A 19293-nucleotide genomic window follows, 5' to 3' on the forward strand; every position below is an offset into this window, starting at 1 on the left:
ACAATGTTTTTAAACTGCAAACGTTTACTTTAACTAATGAAAACTTCATGAAATATAAAATTTCTAATTTTAGTTTGACAATAATTAAAATTACTCTTAGTATTTAATATACATTTTAAAAAGCTAGGCCTTTTGACCTGACCGATAAGGGGAGAATTTTTTATGACAACATTCACTAATTTAAATTTATTTAATGGAACTGATAATAAGATAATAGAAAATAGTTATCTAACTGTAGATGAAAACGGGAAAATCACTGCAGTTGGTACAGGAGCACCAAAAGCTAGTGATGACGTTGTCGATCTTCATGGAAAATATGTTATGCCAGGACTTATCAACGCCCATACACATTTAATGATGGATCCAGATAATAGTGACAAACTTGAATATTTATCTGAAACAGAAGTAACATACTTGGCTTTAAAGAATCTAGACACTTTATTACATTCAGGTGTTACATATATTAGAGATTGTGGCTGTGCTTTTAATACTGATATTAAATTAGCTAACATTCAGGCTGAAGGTGGCTTGAAGGGTACTGAGATTTTGCCATCAGGACGTCCTATGACAATGACTGGTGGACATGGTGACTTTACTGAAGGCCTAAACGGTGAAACTACCATGGGTCATTTAGTTGATTCACCTGATGCAATGCGAAAAGCTGTTCGTGAAAACTTCAAACTCGGCGCTAAAAATATTAAAGTCATGGCTACTGGTGGTGTAATGTCTTCAACTGATCAAGTTGATGATACTGAATTAACTGAAGGCGAGATGGCAGTTGCCGTTCAAGAAGCACATACAAAACATATGACAGTTGCTTCACATGCCCAAGGTAATCGTGGTATTCAATTATCCTTAGATGCTGGTGTTGATTCAATTGAACACGGTATCTATGTTGATGAAAAACAAGCTGAATTTATGAAGGAAAATAATGTTTACCTTGTACCTACTTTAAATGCTTGTGCCGGAATCGATAAATATGGAGTTGGTAAAATTCCAGATTACATGATCAAAAAGAACGACATTGTTAAAGATGATTTCTTCAAAAATATTGGTATGGCACTTAAAAAGGGTGTTAAAGTTGTTGTCGGTACAGATGCCGGAACACCATTTAATAGTTTTGAAACAGGTACAACTGATGAACTAGCATTGTTAACAAGTATTGGTGCAACACCATATCAAGCACTTCTTGGTACTACAAAGTATGCTGCTGAATTATTAAGAATTACTGATGAGTATGGAAGTCTTGAAGAAGGTAAAGTTGCTGACTTCTTAGTATTGGACAATAATCCATTGGAAAATGTTGAAGCAGTTGCTCAAGCGGACAAAGCTATTTACAAAAAGGGTGAGTTGGTTAAGTAGTTTTTGAGATTGCATCTTCAATACAATATATGTAGAAATAATAGTAATGTGACTATCTATTAAATTCGATAGTCACTTTTTTTGTGGCATTATTTAACTCAAAACCGACTGCAACCTCCAGAGTTATTTGCATCTAAACCATAATTCAAGTAATATACAACACATCTTATAAAGAAATTAGGTGAATACTGTGGACATTGATAAAATCATAGTTTGTGTCCCAGCAAACGGTTTAGGACGTTTTTCTGCAAAGTAACTATTTAGGAGAGAAAAATGAAGAACGTCCAAAAAAGAGTACCATCATTATTATTGATTATTGTGTTAGTAGGATTTCCACAAATAAGTGAATCCATCTTTACACCCGTATTGCCTCAAATTAGTAGCAATATGCAAGTCAGTGCATCCAGATCACAACTGACAATGAGTATATATTTCATAGCTTTTGCAATTGGAGTCTTTTTCTGGGGTAGATTGTCGGATAAAGTCGGTCGAAGAAGAGCTATGTTGTGGGGAATAGTTGTTTATTTAATTGGTAACTTGGGATTATTGCTCAGCTTTAATTTTCAAATTTTATTATTAAACAGATTTGTACAAGCCTTTGGGGCAAGTATTGGTTCAGTTGTTACGCAAACTATTATGCGTGAAAGTTTTGACGGCATAAAAGGCGCCAAGGTATTTTCTAAAGTAGGTGCTGCTATGGCTTTATCACCGGCTTTTGGTCCATTGATCGGTGGAGTTGTTCAGCAATATTTAGGATATCGTAATGTTTTTAGTACATTAGTCGCAATGGCTATCTTGGTCTTGTTATACAGTTTTTATAGATTACCGGAAACACAGATTACAACAAGTGTTGAAAATACTTCATTAATAGAAGTAACGAAGAGACTTTTGACTGATTCTCGTGTTTGGTCCTATGGAATTTTAATTGGAGGTATCAACGGAATACTCTTTGGTTATTATTCTGAAGCACCATTCATTTTTATGAATCATTTTGAATTTACTTCAGTCCAATATGGAAGTTTAGGTATTGTCCTAGCATTGGCAAGTTTACTAGGATCTCTGTTGGTAAATTATTTAGTAAATTACTTTAAGTCAGAAACAATTTTAATATCAGGTTTGATTTTTAGTGTTGTTTCTAGTGGATTGTTAATTCTTCTACTGAGATTTGACCAATCAATTATCATGATAATTGGATTTTTTATGATATTTTTAGGTTTAAATATTACGTTACCAATTGCATTAAATTTAGCTTTAAAAGGTTATGAAGATGTAATTGGAAGTGCTAGTGGAATATTTAGTTTAGGCTATTATCTTATTGTTAGCTTACTGACATATTTGATCAGTCTTATCCATAATGGATCGATTGGTATGCTGCCTGAGTTTATGTTTGTTTTGAGTTTAGTGATGTTGTTTTCTTGTATTAATTTGTATGTTAAATCTTACGCTGTTGAAGAATAATGATACTTTGACAATGTTATTAAATTGGATTAAAGTAATATTTGCTCGAGGGAGACCTCAACTTAAATTTATATCTGTGACGGAGATATCGTTGATTGACGATATCTCTATTTTTTTGGAAAAGAGGATGAAAATGTGGATCAAAAAGTATCTACACGTGTTAAGTTATCTATTTTAGCAGTTGGATTGTTATCCTTTGTTGGGGTTCTTGTTGAAACTTCAATGAACGTAACTTTTCCGACGCTTACTAAAAATTTAAATGTTAGTTTAGGAACAGTTCAGTGGCTTACAACAGGATATCTGTTGTTGACCACGATTGTAATGAGCACGACAGCTTTTGTTTTAAAAAAGTTTAAGCCAATTAAGGTATTTAGTTTTGCGGCATTGTTATGTTTGTTAGGAACTTTGATATGTATGGTTGCTCCTAATTTTAGTATTTTATTATCCGGAAGATTGCTACAGGCTATCGCTACGGGATTATCGACGCCGTTAATGTTTAATTTGATTTTTGAGGAAGTTCCACCTGCCAAATTGTGTGCTTATACGGGATTTGCAAGTATTATTATTTCTTTAGCTCCAGCTCTTGGTCCTACATATGGTGGAATAGTCAATGGACTTTGGTCATGGAGAGCAATTTTCGTTGGAGTTATTCCAATTATTATACTTTTGTCAGTCATCGGTTGGTTTTCTATACAAGGTGATGCTAGAGGAACAAAGGGGATGTCATTTGATTATATTGGTGTAGTTGGTTTTGCAGCAATTTTTTCGATGATTTTATTTACCTTTGATCAAGCTGGAAAACACGGATTCATATCATCACAATTTGGTGTTTGGATATTGATGACCGCTGTTATCATTGCAGCGTTTATCATATATAATCTTAAAAGTAAGAAACAATTAATTGATTTTTCTATTTTGAAGATACCGGTTTTACGTTTTAGATTGTTTGGTTATTTTGGTTTACAGTTTATTAATATTGGGTTATCTTTTGTACTGCCAATTTTTGCACAAACAGTTTTAAAACTAAGTTCTGCTCAAGCAGGATTAATGTTATTACCGGGTTCATTGATCGGTGCGATGATTGGACCATACGCTGGCTATATTTATGATAAAAAAGGGCCGACGATTCCTTTAATAACTAGTGGATCATTAGTAACAATAGGTGCATTTTTATTCTTGGTTGTTGGAAAGAATTTAACCTTGGTCAGCATTACTTTAATATACTTATTGTTAAGAATAGGGTTTAATTTTGGATTTGGTACAACGTTGTCAGATGGAAGTGTACAAGTTCAGGATAAGAATAAATCTGATCAAAACTCATTGTTCAGTATGATGCAACAATATGCAGGTTCACTTGGAACTAACGTATTGTCAGTAGTCATTTCTGCAGCAACATTGGGCAATAGTGATGAAATAGTTAGTACCATTACAGGAACAAGAATTGATTTTGTTATTTTAACTATTTTAGCTGCATCTATTTTGATTTCAGTTATATATGTTGAAAGAAAGTATCAGACAAAAAAATAGTATGACTTTAAAGGAGATCGTGGACTTTCACGTTCTCTTTTCTTGTTTGACCCTTTGTTTTTCAATAAGAGCGATACTTTGTTAAAATAGATATGATTAATTTCGTTTTTAATGGGAGAAAATATGACGGAAAAGAAAAAATTACTTTTAATTGATGGGAACAGTGTTTCTTTTAGAGCATTTTTTGCCATGCATAATGTACTAGATAAATTTGTTTCAGGTGATGGTATTCATACCAATGCCTTATATGCCTTTAATAATATGTTGGAAATAGTTTTAAAAGATGAAAAACCTACACACGCATTAGTAGCTTTTGATGCTGGTAAAACAACTTTTAGAACGGAAATGTTCTCTGACTATAAGGGTACACGTGCTAAAACTCCACCAGAATTGATGGAACAACTTCCTTTGATCCAAGAATTATTAAATTTGCGTGGAATCAAAACTTATGAACTGAAGAATTACGAGGCTGATGATATTATTGGAACGATGTCTCGTGAAGCTGATCAAGAAAATATGGACGTTACTGTGATCACTGGTGATCGTGATTTGACTCAGTTAACGACTGATAATGTAACGGTTAAAGTTAATGTTAAAGGTGTTACAGAAACTGAAGCTTATACTCCAGAACACGTTAAGGAAAAGCTTGGGATTAGTCCTGAGCAAATAATTGATATGAAAGGATTAATGGGAGATAACTCTGACCATTATCCTGGTGTTGAAAAGGTTGGCGAAAAAACTGCCATTAAGCTTTTGAATGAATATGACACTATGGAAAATCTTTACGAACATGTTGATGAAATGAAGAAGAGCAAGCTCAAAGAGCATTTGATCAACGACAAAGATCAAGCATTTTTGAGTAAAAAACTTGCTACTATAAATAAAGAAGCACCAGTAGAAATTAAATTAGGCGACTTGGAATATCATGGTGATAACCAAGAGCAACTAATTAAGTTTTATCAAAAGTTAGGTTTCAATTCATTTTTAGAGAAGATGAACGTCGAACCAGAAGAAACACAAGAAGCTATGGCTGATATTAAGTACTCAGACTTAAATGAAGATGCTACTAAAATTATTCTAAAAAGTTCTGATCCGCAAACAATTGTCGTAGAAAGTTTTGGTGGAAATTATCATATTGATCCCATTATTGGTTTAGCTGTTAAAAGTGGAGATACATATTACGCTACTTCAGATGTTTCTATCCTTGAGAATGCTGACTTCAAACAGTGGATAGAAGACGAATCAAAAGAAAAATATACTTTCGATAATAAGAAAACTATTGCCTTATTACATCGTTATGGATGTGATTTAAAGGGCGTAAGTTTTGATTTATTACTTGTTTCATATTTGCTTGATACAAACGACAACAAATCTGATTTGGGAATTGTCGCTCAAAATTATGGCTATAACCTTCCTATGGAAGAGGAATTCTATGGAAAAGGTGTAAAAAAGGCTGTACCAGAAGATAATCAAGTTTTAATGAACTTCCTTTGTCAAAAAGCTCAAGTTATCGATACTTTAAAAGAAAAAATGCTATCTGAGTTAAAGGATAATGATCAAGATAGTTTGTATGATGAAATTGAATTGCCATTATCAAATGTTTTAGCTGAAATGGAAATCAAGGGTGTAAAAGTAGACGCATCACGTTTAAAAGAAATGGAAAATACTTTTGCCACGAAATTAACTGAAATAGAACAAAAGATTTACAAAGAAGCTGGACAAGAATTTAATATCAATTCACCCAAACAGTTGGGTGTAGTCTTGTTTGAAGATTTGAAATTACCAGTTATTAAGAAGACTAAAACAGGGTACTCAACTTCGGTTGATGTTTTGGAAAAATTAAAAGACAAATCTCCAGTTGTACAAATGGTTTTGGATTACAGACAAATATCTAAAATTCAATCTACTTATGTAGTTGGATTACAGAAGTTTATTCAACAAGATAATAAAATTCATACTATTTATTTGCAGACCCTTACTCAAACAGGTAGATTATCTTCAATCGAACCTAATTTGCAAAATATTCCAATAAGGATTGATGAAGGTCGTCAAATAAGACGTGCATTTGTTCCAAAGAATCCTGATTGGGAAATGTTCTCAGCTGATTATTCACAGGTTGAATTACGTGTTCTAGCTCATATTTCTGGTGATGAGCATATGCAAGAAGCATTTAAAGAAGATTATGATATTCATGCCCATACTGCTATGAGAATTTTTGGATTGGATAGTACTGATGAAGTAACACCAGATATGCGTAGACAAGCTAAAGCTACTAATTTTGGTATCGTTTATGGTATTAGTGACTATGGATTATCCCAAAATATTGGTATCACTAGAAAACAGGCCGCAGCGTTTATTGATTCATACTTTGAACAATATCCAGGTGTTAAAAAATATATGGATGATATAGTTAAATTTGCACGCGAAAATGGCTATGTAGAGACAATTATGCATCGTCGTCGTTATTTACCAGATATTCATTCTAAGAACTTCAATGTCAGAAACTTTGCCAAGAGAACTGCTATGAATACACCAATTCAAGGTAGTGCAGCTGATATTATTAAGGTTGCTATGATCAATATGCAAAAGATGCTTGATAAAGAAAAACTTCAAGCAAATCTTCTATTACAAGTACATGATGAAATGATTTTTGAAGCTCCTAAAGAGGAAATACCAATTCTTGAAAAATTAGTTCCAAGCGTTATGGATTCTGCTGTTAAATTAGATGTTCCATTGAAAGTGGAATCGGCACATGGAAAGACTTGGTACGAAGCAAAATAATTATTTAATAAATCAAAGTAGGTGAATTAAATGCCTGAAATGCCTGAGGTTGAGACAGTAAGAAGAGGTCTTATTAAACAAGTTAAGGGTCGCAAGATTTTAAATGTAGAAATACGCTATCAGAATTTGATTACTGGGGATGTTGATCAATTTATCGATATGGTTACCGGCACAAAAATTACTGATATAGGTCGTCGAGCAAAATTTTTATTGATTCATTTGGATAATGGTTATACAATTATTAGTCATCTTCGTATGGAAGGTAAGTATCGAGTTTCCAGTGATCCGGCAATGATCGACAAACATTCTCATGCCATTTTCACATTAGATGATGGTCAAAAGCTTATTTATAATGATGTTAGAAAATTTGGACGTATGCAACTTTGGCGTACTAGAGACCTTTCAATTAATAAATCAATTCAAAAATTGGGACCAGAACCATTGTCAAAAGAATTTATATTTGAAAATGTAAAGCCAAGAATTATGCGTCATCGAAAAGATATTAAAACAGTTTTACTAGACCAATCAGTGATGAGTGGTTTAGGAAATATTTATGTCGATGAAGTTCTTTGGAACGCAAAAATACATCCAGAAACTCCGGCTAATCATTTGAATGATGAAGATATTGAAAATGTGATCAAATATTCCAATATGGAAATGAAAATGGGAATTGAAGCCGGTGGATCAACAGTACGTTCGTATCTTGATTCAACTGGTCACGCTGGTCATATGCAGGATTTCCTACATGCCTATGGTAAAGAGGGAACACCTTGTGATCGCTGTGGAACCGAGATTGAAAAAATTAAAGTTGGTGGTCGTGGAACGCACTTTTGTCCACATTGTCAGGTAATAAAATGAGTAAAATCTATGGATTAACAGGCGGAATCGCCTCTGGTAAAACAACTGTGTTGGATATTTTATCCGAAAATGGTTGTAAGATATTTAATGCGGATAAAATTGCGCGAGAAGTTGTAGAAGTTGGAACTGTTGGATTAAGACAAATAGTTTCAGAATTTGGTGAAGATATTTTATTACCAGACGGTAGTCTGGATCGCAAAAAGATGAGTAAAATTGTCTTTAGTGATAAAACTCAGTTAAAAAGGCTAACTGATATAACAGCACCACTCATTCGTAAAAGAATTTTAAATATTATTGAAAATGTTCATTTATTAGATGACAAAACTATTTACATTTTTGAGATACCATTATTATTTGAGAGTAATTATCAGCCTTATTTTGATGCTGTTATTAGTGTTTATGTAGAATTCGATATTCAATTAAAAAGATTAATGAAGCGAAATAACTTGGATAAAAAATCAGCTGAAGATCAAATAAATTCACAAATGTCTATGGCAGAAAAGAAGAAATTGGCTGATTATGTGATAGATAATTCTGGTGATTTATCTGAATTACAAAGTGAAATAAAAACATTACTAAAAAATCTATAATTAAGAAAAGAGGTCTGTCTTATGATCTGTCCACATTGTCATCATGATTCATCAAAGGTTGTTGACAGTAGACCAAGTGATGAAGGGCGTGCCATTCGCAGAAGACGTGAATGTGAGTATTGCGGTACTAGATTCACCACATTTGAGCGAATTGAAAAAGCACCTTTATTAGTAATTAAAAAGAATGGTAACCGAGAAGAGTTCAGCCGAGAGAAATTACTTCGAGGTTTGGTTCGTGCTGCTGAAAAGCGACCAGTTACTATGGATCAAATGAACGAAATAGTTGATAAAGTAGAGAACCAAATTAGAGCAACTGGTGAAAATGAAGTACGTTCACAAGTTATTGGTGAACATGTCATGAAGATATTGGCCGATGTAGATGATGTTACTTATATTCGCTTTGCCAGTGTTTATCGTGAATTTAAAGATATGAACAACTTTATGAAAGAAGTTCAAGAGATGATAGCCAAAACAAACACGATTAAGGATGGGGAATTTGGATAGAGATAACAATTCTGATTTAGAGATAACTCCTTTAACTGGTTATTGGTGTTTGCCACATGGTCAAATAAATGATTATGATCGCCATATTTTGACTGATCTTTATTTGCCACTTTTAGGTACCAATGCATACAGTGTTTATTTGTTGTTGTGGGAAAAAGTACCTAATAAAGAAGTGGTTACTGCTAGAAAGAGTCATAGTGATTTGTTAAGTCTTTTAAACATTGATTTAAAAAAATTTAATGCGGCACGTATGAGAGCAGAGGCCTTGGGACTTATTAGAACTTTTACAAAGTCAGATGATTTAGGAGAATATTGTGTTTATCAATTATTTGAACCTTTGACTCCACAAGAATTCTTTAAAGATGATTTAATGAGTATCTTTTTATACGAAAAAGTAGGTCAAATAAATTACAAAGAATTAGTAACAAAGTATTCTAGATCAGAGAAAATTTTAGATGATTCAACTGAAATAACTAAGGATTTTTTGGAAGTATTTCAGTTAAATAATGATGATTTGATCAATACTCCAGCTGAAGTTAAAAATGGTCAAAGTGAGTTTGCCGACCAATCTAATAAAAATGCGCCTAAGGTAAATAAAGCGGCCATGCAACAACTTGATTGGGAATTGATTCAGGATAGAATCAATCAGTTATATAAAATTGATTCAAAAAATCTTTTACAAAATCAAGAATTACTTATTAACTTACACTTGTTTTATGGTATAGATGAGATGGCTTTGATTGATTTGATCGGTAAAACAGCTAATATCGTAGATAATAAAATAGACCCTGCACGTTTGCGCAGAGCCGTTCAAGATCGATTTGAAAAAAATGCTAATATTACTGTTAAAAATGCGGTTAAACCTGAAACTTCAAAAGCTCCCGTAACGAATAATTTTAGTAGGGCGGATAATTTGTTGTTGCAACAAGCTAAATCAATGGTTCCTGCTGACTTTTTGGCTGCTGAAAAGCAAAAAAGTGGTGGATTCACCGGAGCAGCAGAATCTAAGGCTTTACGAGATATGGCTATGAAAACTTACTTATCGCCATCTGTTTTGAATATTTTGGTTGATTATATTTTACAAAATTCACCGACTCTTTCAGTTGCTTTGATGGAAACCGTCGCTAATGATTGGCAACAAAATGAGGTTAAGACTCCTGAACAAGCTTTACAAAGATTACGAGATTTTCAAAACAGACCTCGCAATCCGCGTAGATATAATAATCGCAATAAGAAAGTGGAAAAAGCGACTGATTGGAGTAAAGTTCAGTCTAATACTGCACCTAACGATAAGAATGCACAAATTAAGCGTCAAGAGTTACAGGAACGTCTTAGAAAAATGCGGAATAAGGATAATTAATCATGGAAAATTTAGGAAAAACATTATCAGATTATTTAAGTTCAAAGAATTTAACCGACGATTATCGGAAATTGTTGAATAAAGCTTTAAATGATGTTGATGTTCAGAGATTTCTAAAGGAAAATCAGGAATCGATTAATAAAGATGCAATCTCCGTTAGTGCCGCCAGTATTTATGAATTTTATAATCATAAGACTAATCAAAGTGAACTTTCCAAGGGCTATTATCCAAAACTTGTTGTAAGCAATCATAATATTGAAGTTGCCTATGTACCTAATGCTAAAAAACGTGATCAAGCCAAGAAATCGGAATATGAATCTCGTTTTGTTTTGATGGATATGCCAAGTGACATTAGAAAAGCAACTTTAGATGATTATGATGGGGCTGGAAGACAAGAAGCACTTGCTAGTGCCTTAGATTTTATTGAAAGCTATAATAATCATAAAGGCTATGTTCCAGGACTTTATTTAGCTGGTGATTTTGGTGTAGGTAAAACGTATTTGCTGGGTGCAATTGCAAATGAATTGTTTAAGTCAGATGTTAGAACAATCATTATGCATTTTCCTACTTTTGCTGTTGAAATGAAGAATTCTATTGGTCAAAACAATGTTTTAGATAAAGTAAATAAAATTAAAGACTCAGAAATTTTGATGTTAGACGATATTGGGGCTGACTCAATGTCCAGTTGGATTCGTGACGAAGTATTGGGAGTTATATTACAATATCGAATGCAAGAAAATTTACCAACATTTTTCTCATCTAATTTTTCAATGGATGAATTAGAAGAACATCTCGCCGTTAATCAGCGTGGAGAGCAAGAGCCAGTGAAGGCTAAGAGAATTATGGAAAGAGTTAAATATCTTTCAAGACAAGTAATTGTTACAGGTCCAAATAAAAGATTTCAGCGATAGGGCTTGCAAAATTAAAAAATTAATGTTTCAATAAGTTCATGAAAGACAACACTTCGGTTCTAATTCAGGGAGGGTACGATTACTGAAAGCTTACCCATTACTGAAGTTACCACTTTCACGTTAAAACTGTATATTTGTAGACGGTAACTTTATAACTAAAGAGAGAAAACTGTTCTTTATGTCCAGTTTTAATGTGGGTGGAACCGCGTAGAAATGCGTCCCTGAAGTATATATACAAATTTTGTATATTGTACTTCAGAGACGCATTTTTTTATTTGTTGTCAAAAAATTAGGAGGAAACAAGATATGTCAAAAATCAAATTGCAATTCCCAGATGATTCTGTTAAGGAGTTTGATCAAGGCACTACAGTCTTAGAAGTTGCTAAGTCAATTAGTACATCTCTAGGTAAAAAAGCTGTTGCTGGTAAAGTTAATGGTATTTTAGTTGATATCGATAGTGCTATTAAACAAGATGGAAAAATTGAAATTCTTTCACAAGATGATAATGAGGATTCATTGATTACATTGAGAAATACAGCCAGCTTGGTATTCGGTGCTGCTGCTAGTGAAGTTAAGAAGAACCTACACTTTGGTGAAAAACAAAGTAATGATGATGGTTTCTACGTAGATACCGATGATAAAGATGGACAAATCAGTGTTGATGAACTTGAAGACATTGAAAAAGCTATGGAAAAGATCATCAAAAAGAATGACAAGATCGAACGTACATTGATGGACAAATCAGACCTTGTTGAAATGTTCAAAGATGATCCATACAAGTCATCATTGATCAATGCCATCGAAGCTGTTCAAATTCCAGTATACAAATTAGACAACTTTGTTGACTTCGGTTACCAAGCTGTTCTTCCTAGTTTAAGTGGTTTGAAACACTTCAAGCTTCTATCAGTTGCTGGTGCATATTGGCAAGGTAAATCAAGTAATCCAATGCTTCAAAGAATTTATGGTACAGCATTCTTTAACCAAGATGATCTTGATGCAGATATGAAGCGTCGTGCTGAAATTAAAGAACGTGATCACAGAACATTAGGTCGTGATCTTGACTTGTTCTTCGTTGACCCAGAAGTTGGTGCTGGACTTCCATACTGGATGCCAAATGGTGCTACAATTCGTCGTGTTATTGAAAGATATATCATCGACAAGGAAGTTGCTTGGGGTTACCAACACGTTTACACACCAATTCTTATGAACTTAAATGCTTATAAGACTTCAGGTCACTGGCAACATTATCGTGAAGATATGTTCCCACCAATGGACATGGGTGATGGCGAAATGCTTGAATTACGTCCAATGAACTGTCCTTCACATATTCAAATTTACAAACATCACATTCGTTCATACCGTGAATTACCAGTTCGTATCGCTGAATTAGGTATGATGCACAGATATGAAAAATCAGGTGCTTTAAGTGGTTTGCAACGTGTTCGTGAAATGACATTGAATGATGGTCACACATTCGTTGCTCTTGATCAAATTCAAGAAGAATTCAAACGTACACTACAATTAATGGTAGAAGTATACAAAGACTTTGATATTACTGACTACTCATTCCGTCTAAGTTACAGAGATCCTGCTAACACAGAAAAGTACTTTGATGATGACGAAATGTGGAACAGATCACAATCAATGCTTAAAGGTGCTATGGATGACCTTGGTTTGGATTATTATGAAGCAGAAGGTGAAGCTGCATTCTATGGTCCAAAACTTGATGTTCAAACAAAGACAGCTCTAGGTAACGATGAAACATTATCAACTATCCAACTTGACTTTATGCAACCAGAACAATTTAAGTTGACATATGTTGGTTCAGATGGTGAAGAACACAGACCAGTTATGATACACCGTGGTATCGTTTCAACAATGGAAAGATTTATTGCTTACTTGATTGAAATGTACAAGGGTGCATTCCCAACATGGTTAGCTCCATTGCAAGTTAAGATCATTCCTGTTAACCAAGAAATACATGGTGAATATGCTAAGAACCTTCTTTCAGAATTACGTGCAAAGAATATTCGTGCTGAAATTGATGATCGTGACGAAAAGATGAACTACAAGATTCGTGACGCTCAAACAATGAAGGTTCCATATACAGTTGTTGTTGGTGATCAAGAAATGGCAGATGCTACTGTTTCAGTTAGAAAATATGGTGAAGATAACTCTAATTCAGAGAATGTTGCCATGTTTGTTGGTAGTGTTGAAGCTGATATTAACAACTTTAGTCGTAGAAATGGATAAAAAAGTTTACAATTGGTTGACAGTTTATTAATAAGATAGTATTATTAATAACTGTTGAGATTAAGCAGAAGCGCCCGCTTCTCACCTATGCATTCGCCTCTAGGTTATAATACGATTGTATAAATAATGGTGGGCGTTGTATGCGCCCACTTTTTTTGTGGGTCCAAATAATTATGGAGGTGGCTACTCATAGCAAGAGATCTATTAATAAACGATCAAATACGTGCCAAAGAAGTACGATTAATTTCTGAAACCGGAGATCAAGTTGGGGTTAAACCAAGAGCAGAAGCACAACGTCTAGCTGACGCAGCTAGTATGGACTTAGTGCTTATGTCTCCTGGCGCAAATCCTCCCGTAGCTAGAATCATGGACTACGGTAAATATAAATTTGAGCTTCAAAAGAAGAATCGTGAGGCACGTAAAAAACAAAAAACCGTTAGTTTAAAAGAAGTACGACTAAGTCCTACTATTGAAGATAATGACTTTAATACAAAGCTTAATAACGCTCGTAAGTTCTTGTCTAAAGGTGATAAGGTCAAAGTTTCTCTTCGCTTTAAGGGTAGGGCTATTACTCATAAAGAGATAGGTAAAGAAGTTTTGGACCGTGTCGCTGAACAGACCAAGGATATTGCAAACGTAACTACAAGGCCTAAGATGGACGGTCGTAACATGTTCTTAATGCTTGATCCAATTAGTTCAAAAGATAATAAGAAAAAATAGTGGAGGGACTTTCAATGCCTAAACAAAAAACACACCGCGCATCAGCAAAAAGATTTAAGAAAACTGCTAATGGTGGCTGGAAGAGAAGTCATGCTTATACAAGTCACCGTTTCCACGGTAAGACAAAGAAGCAACGTCGTCAATTGGCTAAGCCAGGCATGGTAGATGCAAGTGATATGAAGCGTATCAAACAAATGCTCGCTACATACTAATTAATTTTTGATAATTTAAAGGAGGAGTCATTATGCCACGTGTAAAAGGTGGAACAGTAACTCGCAAACGTCGTAAGAAAGTTTTAAAATTAGCTAAGGGATATCGTGGATCAAAACATATCACTTTTAAAGCAGCACATACACAAATCATGGTTTCATATCGCTATGCATTCCGTGATCGTCGTCAAAGAAAACGTGATTTCCGTAAGTTATGGATCGCTAGAATTAATGCTGCCGCAAGATTAAATGAAATCAGCTACAGCAAGTTGATGCATGGTTTGAAGTTGGCAAATGTTGACATCAACCGTAAGATGCTAGCACAAATCGCTATTGAAGATCCAAAAGCATTTACAAGTTTAGTAGACACAGCTAAGAAAGCCTTAGCTTAATGATTAAAACGTAATTTGGACATTCCAAATTACGTTTTTTTACTAAGGATAGAGGATTAGAAATGTTTAAACCATATATTATGCTCAATAAAATTACTGATATTAATGCCCAAGACTTAAAAGATATGGGTGTTACAACAATAATGACAGATCTTGATAATACTTTGCTGCCATGGGATAGTAATGAATATAATTTATCTCTAAGAAAATGGCTCAATCAAATGAATCGTGCAAATGTCGAGGTAATGGTGGTTTCAAATAATAGTTATGAACGTGTGGAAAAAGCCGTTTTGGATCTGCCAGTAAGTATTGTGGCTAGAGCTGTTAAACCATTACCATTTGTAATTATGAAACATTTACATGAGATGCAAATTGATCCACAAAGTGTTTTATTTGTTGGAGATCAGGTAATGACAGATGTTTTAGCCGGTAATATGTCAGGTCTAAAGACAGTCTTAGTTAAGCCATTAGTTGATACTGATGCTAAAAAAACTCGTGTGAATAGATTTTTTGAACGTCCTCTTTTAAAATTTATGCAGAGTCATGATTCAAATTTAAATTGGAAGGATTCATTAAATGACAGAGACTAGTGAAAAAATGTATTGTATTGGTTGTGGAGCTGAACTTCAAACAGAAGATAAAGATAAGCCAGGCTATGTACAAAAGTCTACCTTGAGAAAATATCAAGAAGATGATTCACGTGAACTCTTTTGCAAGAGATGTTTTAGATTAAGAAACTACAATGAAATAACAGATGTTGATATAAGTGACGATGACTTCTTGAAGTTATTAGATTCTATCGCACAAGAAGATGGATTAATCGTTAACGTAATTGATATTTTTGACTACGAAGGTAGTGTTATTCCTGGTTTGCAACGTTTTGTTGGTGATAAAGATATCTTAGTAGTAGGAAACAAAGTAGATCTATTGCCAAAATCAGTAAATCAAAATCGTTTGTTAAATTGGTTACAACAAAAGAGTAAAGAGAATGGTATTAAATCAGTTGATCAAATTATGGTTTCAGCTGAAAAGGGTACTAATATCGATAAATTAATGAGATTGATCGAGAAATACCGTAATGGTAAAGATGTATATGTTGTGGGAACAACTAATACTGGTAAATCAACACTTATTAATAAGATAATTAGTCAAAATTCTGATGTTAAAGATTTGATCACAACTTCAAGATTTCCAGGAACTACTTTAGATCGTATTGATATTCCATTAGATGATGGTAAGAGTTTGGTGGATACACCAGGTATTATTCATAAATATCAATTAGCTCATTTTCTAAATGACCAAGATTTGAAGACTGTTACGCCTAAGAAACCACTTAGACCAGCAACTTTCCAATTAAGAGATGGACAAACTATTTTTGTCGCAGGTTTGGCTAGATTTGATTTTCTTGATGAAAAGACCAATGTTGTATTTTATGTGAACCAAAATCTTTTATTGCATAGAACAAAGACAATCAACGCTGAAGAATTCTATCAAAAACACTTAGGTGAAATGTTAACTCCACCTTCTGATATTGATGAATTTCCAACATTGAAACAAGAAGAGTTTGTTGCACATCAAAAATCAGATATTGTTATCTATGGTTTGGGTTGGGTAACAATTCCAGCCGGAAGCAAAGTAAAAGTCTATGTTCCAGATGGTGTGAGTGTTTCTATTCGCGATGCCATTATTTAATTGTTAAACTGGAGATAAGGAAAAAATTAATGATAATAAAAGGTAAAAGAAATCGTTATTTGAGAAGTCAGGCCGCTACTATGAAGCCATTGATCCAAGTTGGTCGTGAAGGAATTAGTGAAAACCTCTTGAATCAACTTGAACTATTGATCAATAAAAATGAGCTTATCAAAGTATCACTACTTCAAAATACAATGGTTGAACCTAGTGATTTAATCGAAGCATTGTCAGAATTTGATGAACAGATAGTTCACGTTCAAACAATTGGCTCAAAGATGGTCTTTTATAAGAAAGCACCTAAAATCAAATATCGTAAATATTCAATTGAATTAGAAAATATTTAGTAATAAGTGATGAAAAATGAACACACAACAACAAATATTAACTAAAGTAAAACCACAATTTCAAACTGGTCATAAGAAGCGACATGTCGGCATTTTGGGTGGGACGTTTAATCCCATACATATGGGACATTTAGTTATTGCTGACCAAGTTTCAGAACAACTTTGTTTAAATAAAATCTTATTTATACCAGATAAAATTCCGCCTCATCGTGGGGTAAAAAAGCAGAAGCCAATAAATAGTGATGATCGTATTGAGATGATTAAACTTGCTATTGAAGATAATATTCACTTTGATTTAGATTTAACAGATGTAAACCGTGGTGGTATTAGCTATACTTACGAAACAATCAAATTACTCAAACAATATAATCCCGATACTGAATATTATTTTATTATTGGTGGAGATATGGTTGAGAATTTATCAAAATGGTCTCATATTGATGAACTAGTTAATATGGTTCATTTTGTCGGAGTTTGTCGAAAGGGCTTTGAGAAAAAATCTAAATATCCTATACTTTGGGTAAATACTCCAGAATTGGAAATAAGTTCCAGTATGATTCGTCGACACGTGAAAAAGGGTCGATCGATCAAGTATCTCGTTCCTAAAAAAGTCGAGGAGTATATAAAAGATAGGAGGTTGTATCTTGACTAAATTTAATTATGAAAATGTTAAGCATGATTTCGATCGCGATGAACTATTGAATCGTATGAAAAAGCAGTTGAGTGATTTTAGATTTCAGCATTGTCTTCGAGTAGAAAAAGAGAGTCGAGGATTGGCAGCTGAATATAAGATTGATGTTGATAGAGCAGGATTGGCAGGTCTATTGCATGATTATTGTAAGGAACGTTCTGATAAAGAGTTTATTGAGGTTATTAAATCTAAACATTTAGATAAAGAACTGCTCAATTATGGAAATGCCATTTGGCATGGAATTGTTGGTGCAGAAATTATTAAGGATGAATTGGGTATTTATGACGAAGATGTACTGAATGCCATTCGTCGTCATACAGTTGGATCGACTAATATGACAGGAGTCGATAAGTGTGTGTTTGTGGCTGACTTTATTGAACCAGAAAGAGATTTTCCTGGGATCGAAAAAGCTCGTAAGTACGCAGACAAATCTTTGGATGCAGCGGTTGCTTTTGAATTAAAGCATTCCGTTGCATACTTAGTTAAAAAGAATCGTGTAATTTATCCTAAAACATTTGATAGTTATAATTATTGGATAGCTAAAGGGGAACTTTAATTGAATTCAAAAGAAAAAATGGAAATTGCTGTTAAAGCAGCAGATAGTAAACATGCTAATGATATTAATGTTTTAAATATTAGCGAAGTAATTATCATGGCAGATTATTTTGTAATCATGGATGCTAGTTCACAACGTCAAGTTGGTGCTATCGTTCAAGCTATTTTAGATGAAATGGGCAAGAATAATGTCGATGTAGGTCATGTTGAAGGAAAACGTGATTCTAAGTGGATTTTGATTGACCTTCACGATGTTGTTATTCATGTCTTCTTTTCAGAAGAACGTGATTTTTACAACTTGGAAAAACTTTGGTCAGATGCACCGGAAGTTGATATCTCAAATTTGGTAACTGAATAATGATTTATAATTCATTTGCAAAGGTTTATAGCGAATTAATGGATGATTCGTTATATGCAAAATGGGCAGATTATGTTAAAAAACAAGCGCCCAAGTCTAAAGAACTGTTAGATGTTGCTTGTGGTACAGGTGATTTGACAATACAATTGGCAGATAGTTATCAAGTTACTGGAACTGATTTGTCAGAAGAAATGCTCAAAATTGCAGAAGAAAAATCTAAAAATAATCATGTAGAGATTCCTTTTATTCAGAGCAATATGATGGATCTTTATGAGTTTGGTAGCTATGATGTGATAACTTGCTTTGATGATTCCATCTGTTATTTAAATGGAGAAGAAGAGTTAGAAATTGCATTCAATCAAGCATATCAACATTTAAATGATGGTGGACATTATTTATTTGATGCACATTCTTTATATCAAATGGATCAAGTATTTCCTGGATATATGTTTAATCATAAGAGTGAAGATTCTGCATTCATGTGGAGTAGTTATGAAGGAGAGTATCCTCATAGTATTGAACATGAATTAACATTCTTTAATTGGAATGAAAAAATCGGCGGCTATTCTGTTAATACTGAAATTCATCATGAAAGAACATATCCAATTGAAGTATTTGTTGATATTTTGAAAGAAACTGGCTTTAAGAATATTAATGTAAGTGCGGATTTTGGTACTTCTGAAGTTAAAGATGATTCTAATCGCTGGTTCTTTTCTGCTCAGAAATAG

Annotated in this window: 20 protein-coding genes; all 20 read left to right on the forward strand. The window is 33.6% G+C overall.

Annotated elements, in window-relative coordinates; genetic code table 11:
• The first annotated feature begins 162 nt into the window (after window positions 1-162).
• The 20 genes from FC72_RS00095 to FC72_RS00190 all read left to right on the forward strand — a co-directional run bounded on the left by FC72_RS00095 (window position 163) and on the right by FC72_RS00190 (window position 19293).
• A complete protein-coding gene (locus FC72_RS00095; protein ID WP_057763513.1) occupies window positions 163-1362 on the forward strand; it encodes a metal-dependent hydrolase family protein in 1200 nt (399 codons plus the stop codon).
• A gap of 273 nt (window positions 1363-1635) precedes the next feature.
• Complete coding sequence (locus tag FC72_RS00100; protein ID WP_057763515.1) at window positions 1636-2820, forward strand: multidrug effflux MFS transporter; 1185 nt, start codon at window positions 1636-1638, stop codon at window positions 2818-2820.
• A 135-nt stretch (window positions 2821-2955) separates the two neighbouring features.
• A complete protein-coding gene (locus tag FC72_RS00105; RefSeq protein ID WP_057763518.1) occupies window positions 2956-4347 on the forward strand; it encodes an MFS transporter in 1392 nt (463 codons plus the stop codon).
• A 123-nt stretch (window positions 4348-4470) separates the two neighbouring features.
• Complete coding sequence (gene polA, locus FC72_RS00110; RefSeq protein WP_057763520.1) at window positions 4471-7128, forward strand: DNA polymerase I; 2658 nt, start codon at window positions 4471-4473, stop codon at window positions 7126-7128.
• 30 nt (window positions 7129-7158) lie between these two features.
• Complete coding sequence (mutM, locus tag FC72_RS00115) at window positions 7159-7986, forward strand: DNA-formamidopyrimidine glycosylase (protein ID WP_057763522.1); 828 nt, start codon at window positions 7159-7161, stop codon at window positions 7984-7986.
• On the forward strand, window positions 7983-8576 hold the full coding sequence (gene coaE, locus FC72_RS00120; RefSeq protein WP_057763523.1) for a dephospho-CoA kinase: 594 nt from the start codon (window positions 7983-7985) through the stop codon (window positions 8574-8576). The genes mutM and coaE overlap by 4 nt, the downstream gene beginning before the upstream one ends.
• Before the next feature lie 21 nt (window positions 8577-8597).
• Complete coding sequence (gene nrdR, locus FC72_RS00125) at window positions 8598-9080, forward strand: transcriptional regulator NrdR (RefSeq protein WP_057763525.1); 483 nt, start codon at window positions 8598-8600, stop codon at window positions 9078-9080.
• Window positions 9073-10440 (forward strand): DnaD domain protein, encoded by a 1368-nt coding sequence (locus FC72_RS00130; RefSeq protein ID WP_057763527.1) that lies wholly within the window; start codon window positions 9073-9075, stop codon window positions 10438-10440. Before nrdR ends, FC72_RS00130 begins: the two co-directional genes overlap by 8 nt.
• A gap of 2 nt (window positions 10441-10442) precedes the next feature.
• Entirely contained in the window at window positions 10443-11351 is a 909-nt protein-coding gene (gene dnaI / locus FC72_RS00135) for a primosomal protein DnaI (protein WP_057763529.1), read from the forward strand.
• A 306-nt stretch (window positions 11352-11657) separates the two neighbouring features.
• Window positions 11658-13604: a threonine--tRNA ligase gene (gene thrS / locus FC72_RS00140; RefSeq protein WP_057763531.1), complete on the forward strand. Its 1947-nt coding sequence runs from the start codon at window positions 11658-11660 to the stop codon at window positions 13602-13604.
• 189 nt (window positions 13605-13793) lie between these two features.
• Complete coding sequence (gene infC, locus FC72_RS00145; RefSeq protein WP_057763533.1) at window positions 13794-14324, forward strand: translation initiation factor IF-3; 531 nt, start codon at window positions 13794-13796, stop codon at window positions 14322-14324.
• 14 nt (window positions 14325-14338) lie between these two features.
• Window positions 14339-14536, forward strand: a complete 198-nt coding sequence (gene rpmI, locus FC72_RS00150; protein ID WP_057763535.1) for a 50S ribosomal protein L35 — start codon at window positions 14339-14341, stop codon at window positions 14534-14536.
• A gap of 32 nt (window positions 14537-14568) precedes the next feature.
• The gene (gene rplT, locus FC72_RS00155) at window positions 14569-14925 is read left to right on the forward strand and encodes a 50S ribosomal protein L20 (protein ID WP_057763537.1); all 357 of its coding nucleotides are present in this window, start codon (window positions 14569-14571) and stop codon (window positions 14923-14925) included.
• A gap of 62 nt (window positions 14926-14987) precedes the next feature.
• The gene (locus FC72_RS00160; protein WP_057763539.1) at window positions 14988-15515 is read left to right on the forward strand and encodes a YqeG family HAD IIIA-type phosphatase; all 528 of its coding nucleotides are present in this window, start codon (window positions 14988-14990) and stop codon (window positions 15513-15515) included.
• Window positions 15502-16617: a ribosome biogenesis GTPase YqeH gene (gene yqeH / locus FC72_RS00165; protein WP_057763541.1), complete on the forward strand. Its 1116-nt coding sequence runs from the start codon at window positions 15502-15504 to the stop codon at window positions 16615-16617. The genes FC72_RS00160 and yqeH overlap by 14 nt, the downstream gene beginning before the upstream one ends.
• 29 nt (window positions 16618-16646) lie before the next feature.
• Window positions 16647-16961, forward strand: coding sequence for a YhbY family RNA-binding protein (locus FC72_RS00170; protein ID WP_057763543.1), 315 nt, complete (start codon window positions 16647-16649; stop codon window positions 16959-16961).
• Between the two features lie 16 nt (window positions 16962-16977).
• A complete protein-coding gene (locus tag FC72_RS00175; RefSeq protein WP_057763545.1) occupies window positions 16978-17613 on the forward strand; it encodes a nicotinate-nucleotide adenylyltransferase in 636 nt (211 codons plus the stop codon).
• Window positions 17606-18208 carry a bis(5'-nucleosyl)-tetraphosphatase (symmetrical) YqeK gene (gene yqeK / locus FC72_RS00180; RefSeq protein WP_057763547.1) on the forward strand — a complete coding sequence of 201 codons (603 nt, stop codon included), beginning with the start codon at window positions 17606-17608 and terminating at the stop codon, window positions 18206-18208. Before FC72_RS00175 ends, yqeK begins: the two co-directional genes overlap by 8 nt.
• On the forward strand, window positions 18209-18565 hold the full coding sequence (gene rsfS / locus FC72_RS00185) for a ribosome silencing factor (RefSeq protein ID WP_057763549.1): 357 nt from the start codon (window positions 18209-18211) through the stop codon (window positions 18563-18565).
• Window positions 18565-19293: a class I SAM-dependent DNA methyltransferase gene (locus FC72_RS00190; protein ID WP_057763551.1), complete on the forward strand. Its 729-nt coding sequence runs from the start codon at window positions 18565-18567 to the stop codon at window positions 19291-19293. The genes rsfS and FC72_RS00190 overlap by 1 nt, the downstream gene beginning before the upstream one ends.

Origin of the sequence: Companilactobacillus tucceti DSM 20183, from assembly GCF_001434665.1 — a bacterium.
Taxonomy (GTDB): domain Bacteria; phylum Bacillota; class Bacilli; order Lactobacillales; family Lactobacillaceae; genus Companilactobacillus; species Companilactobacillus tucceti.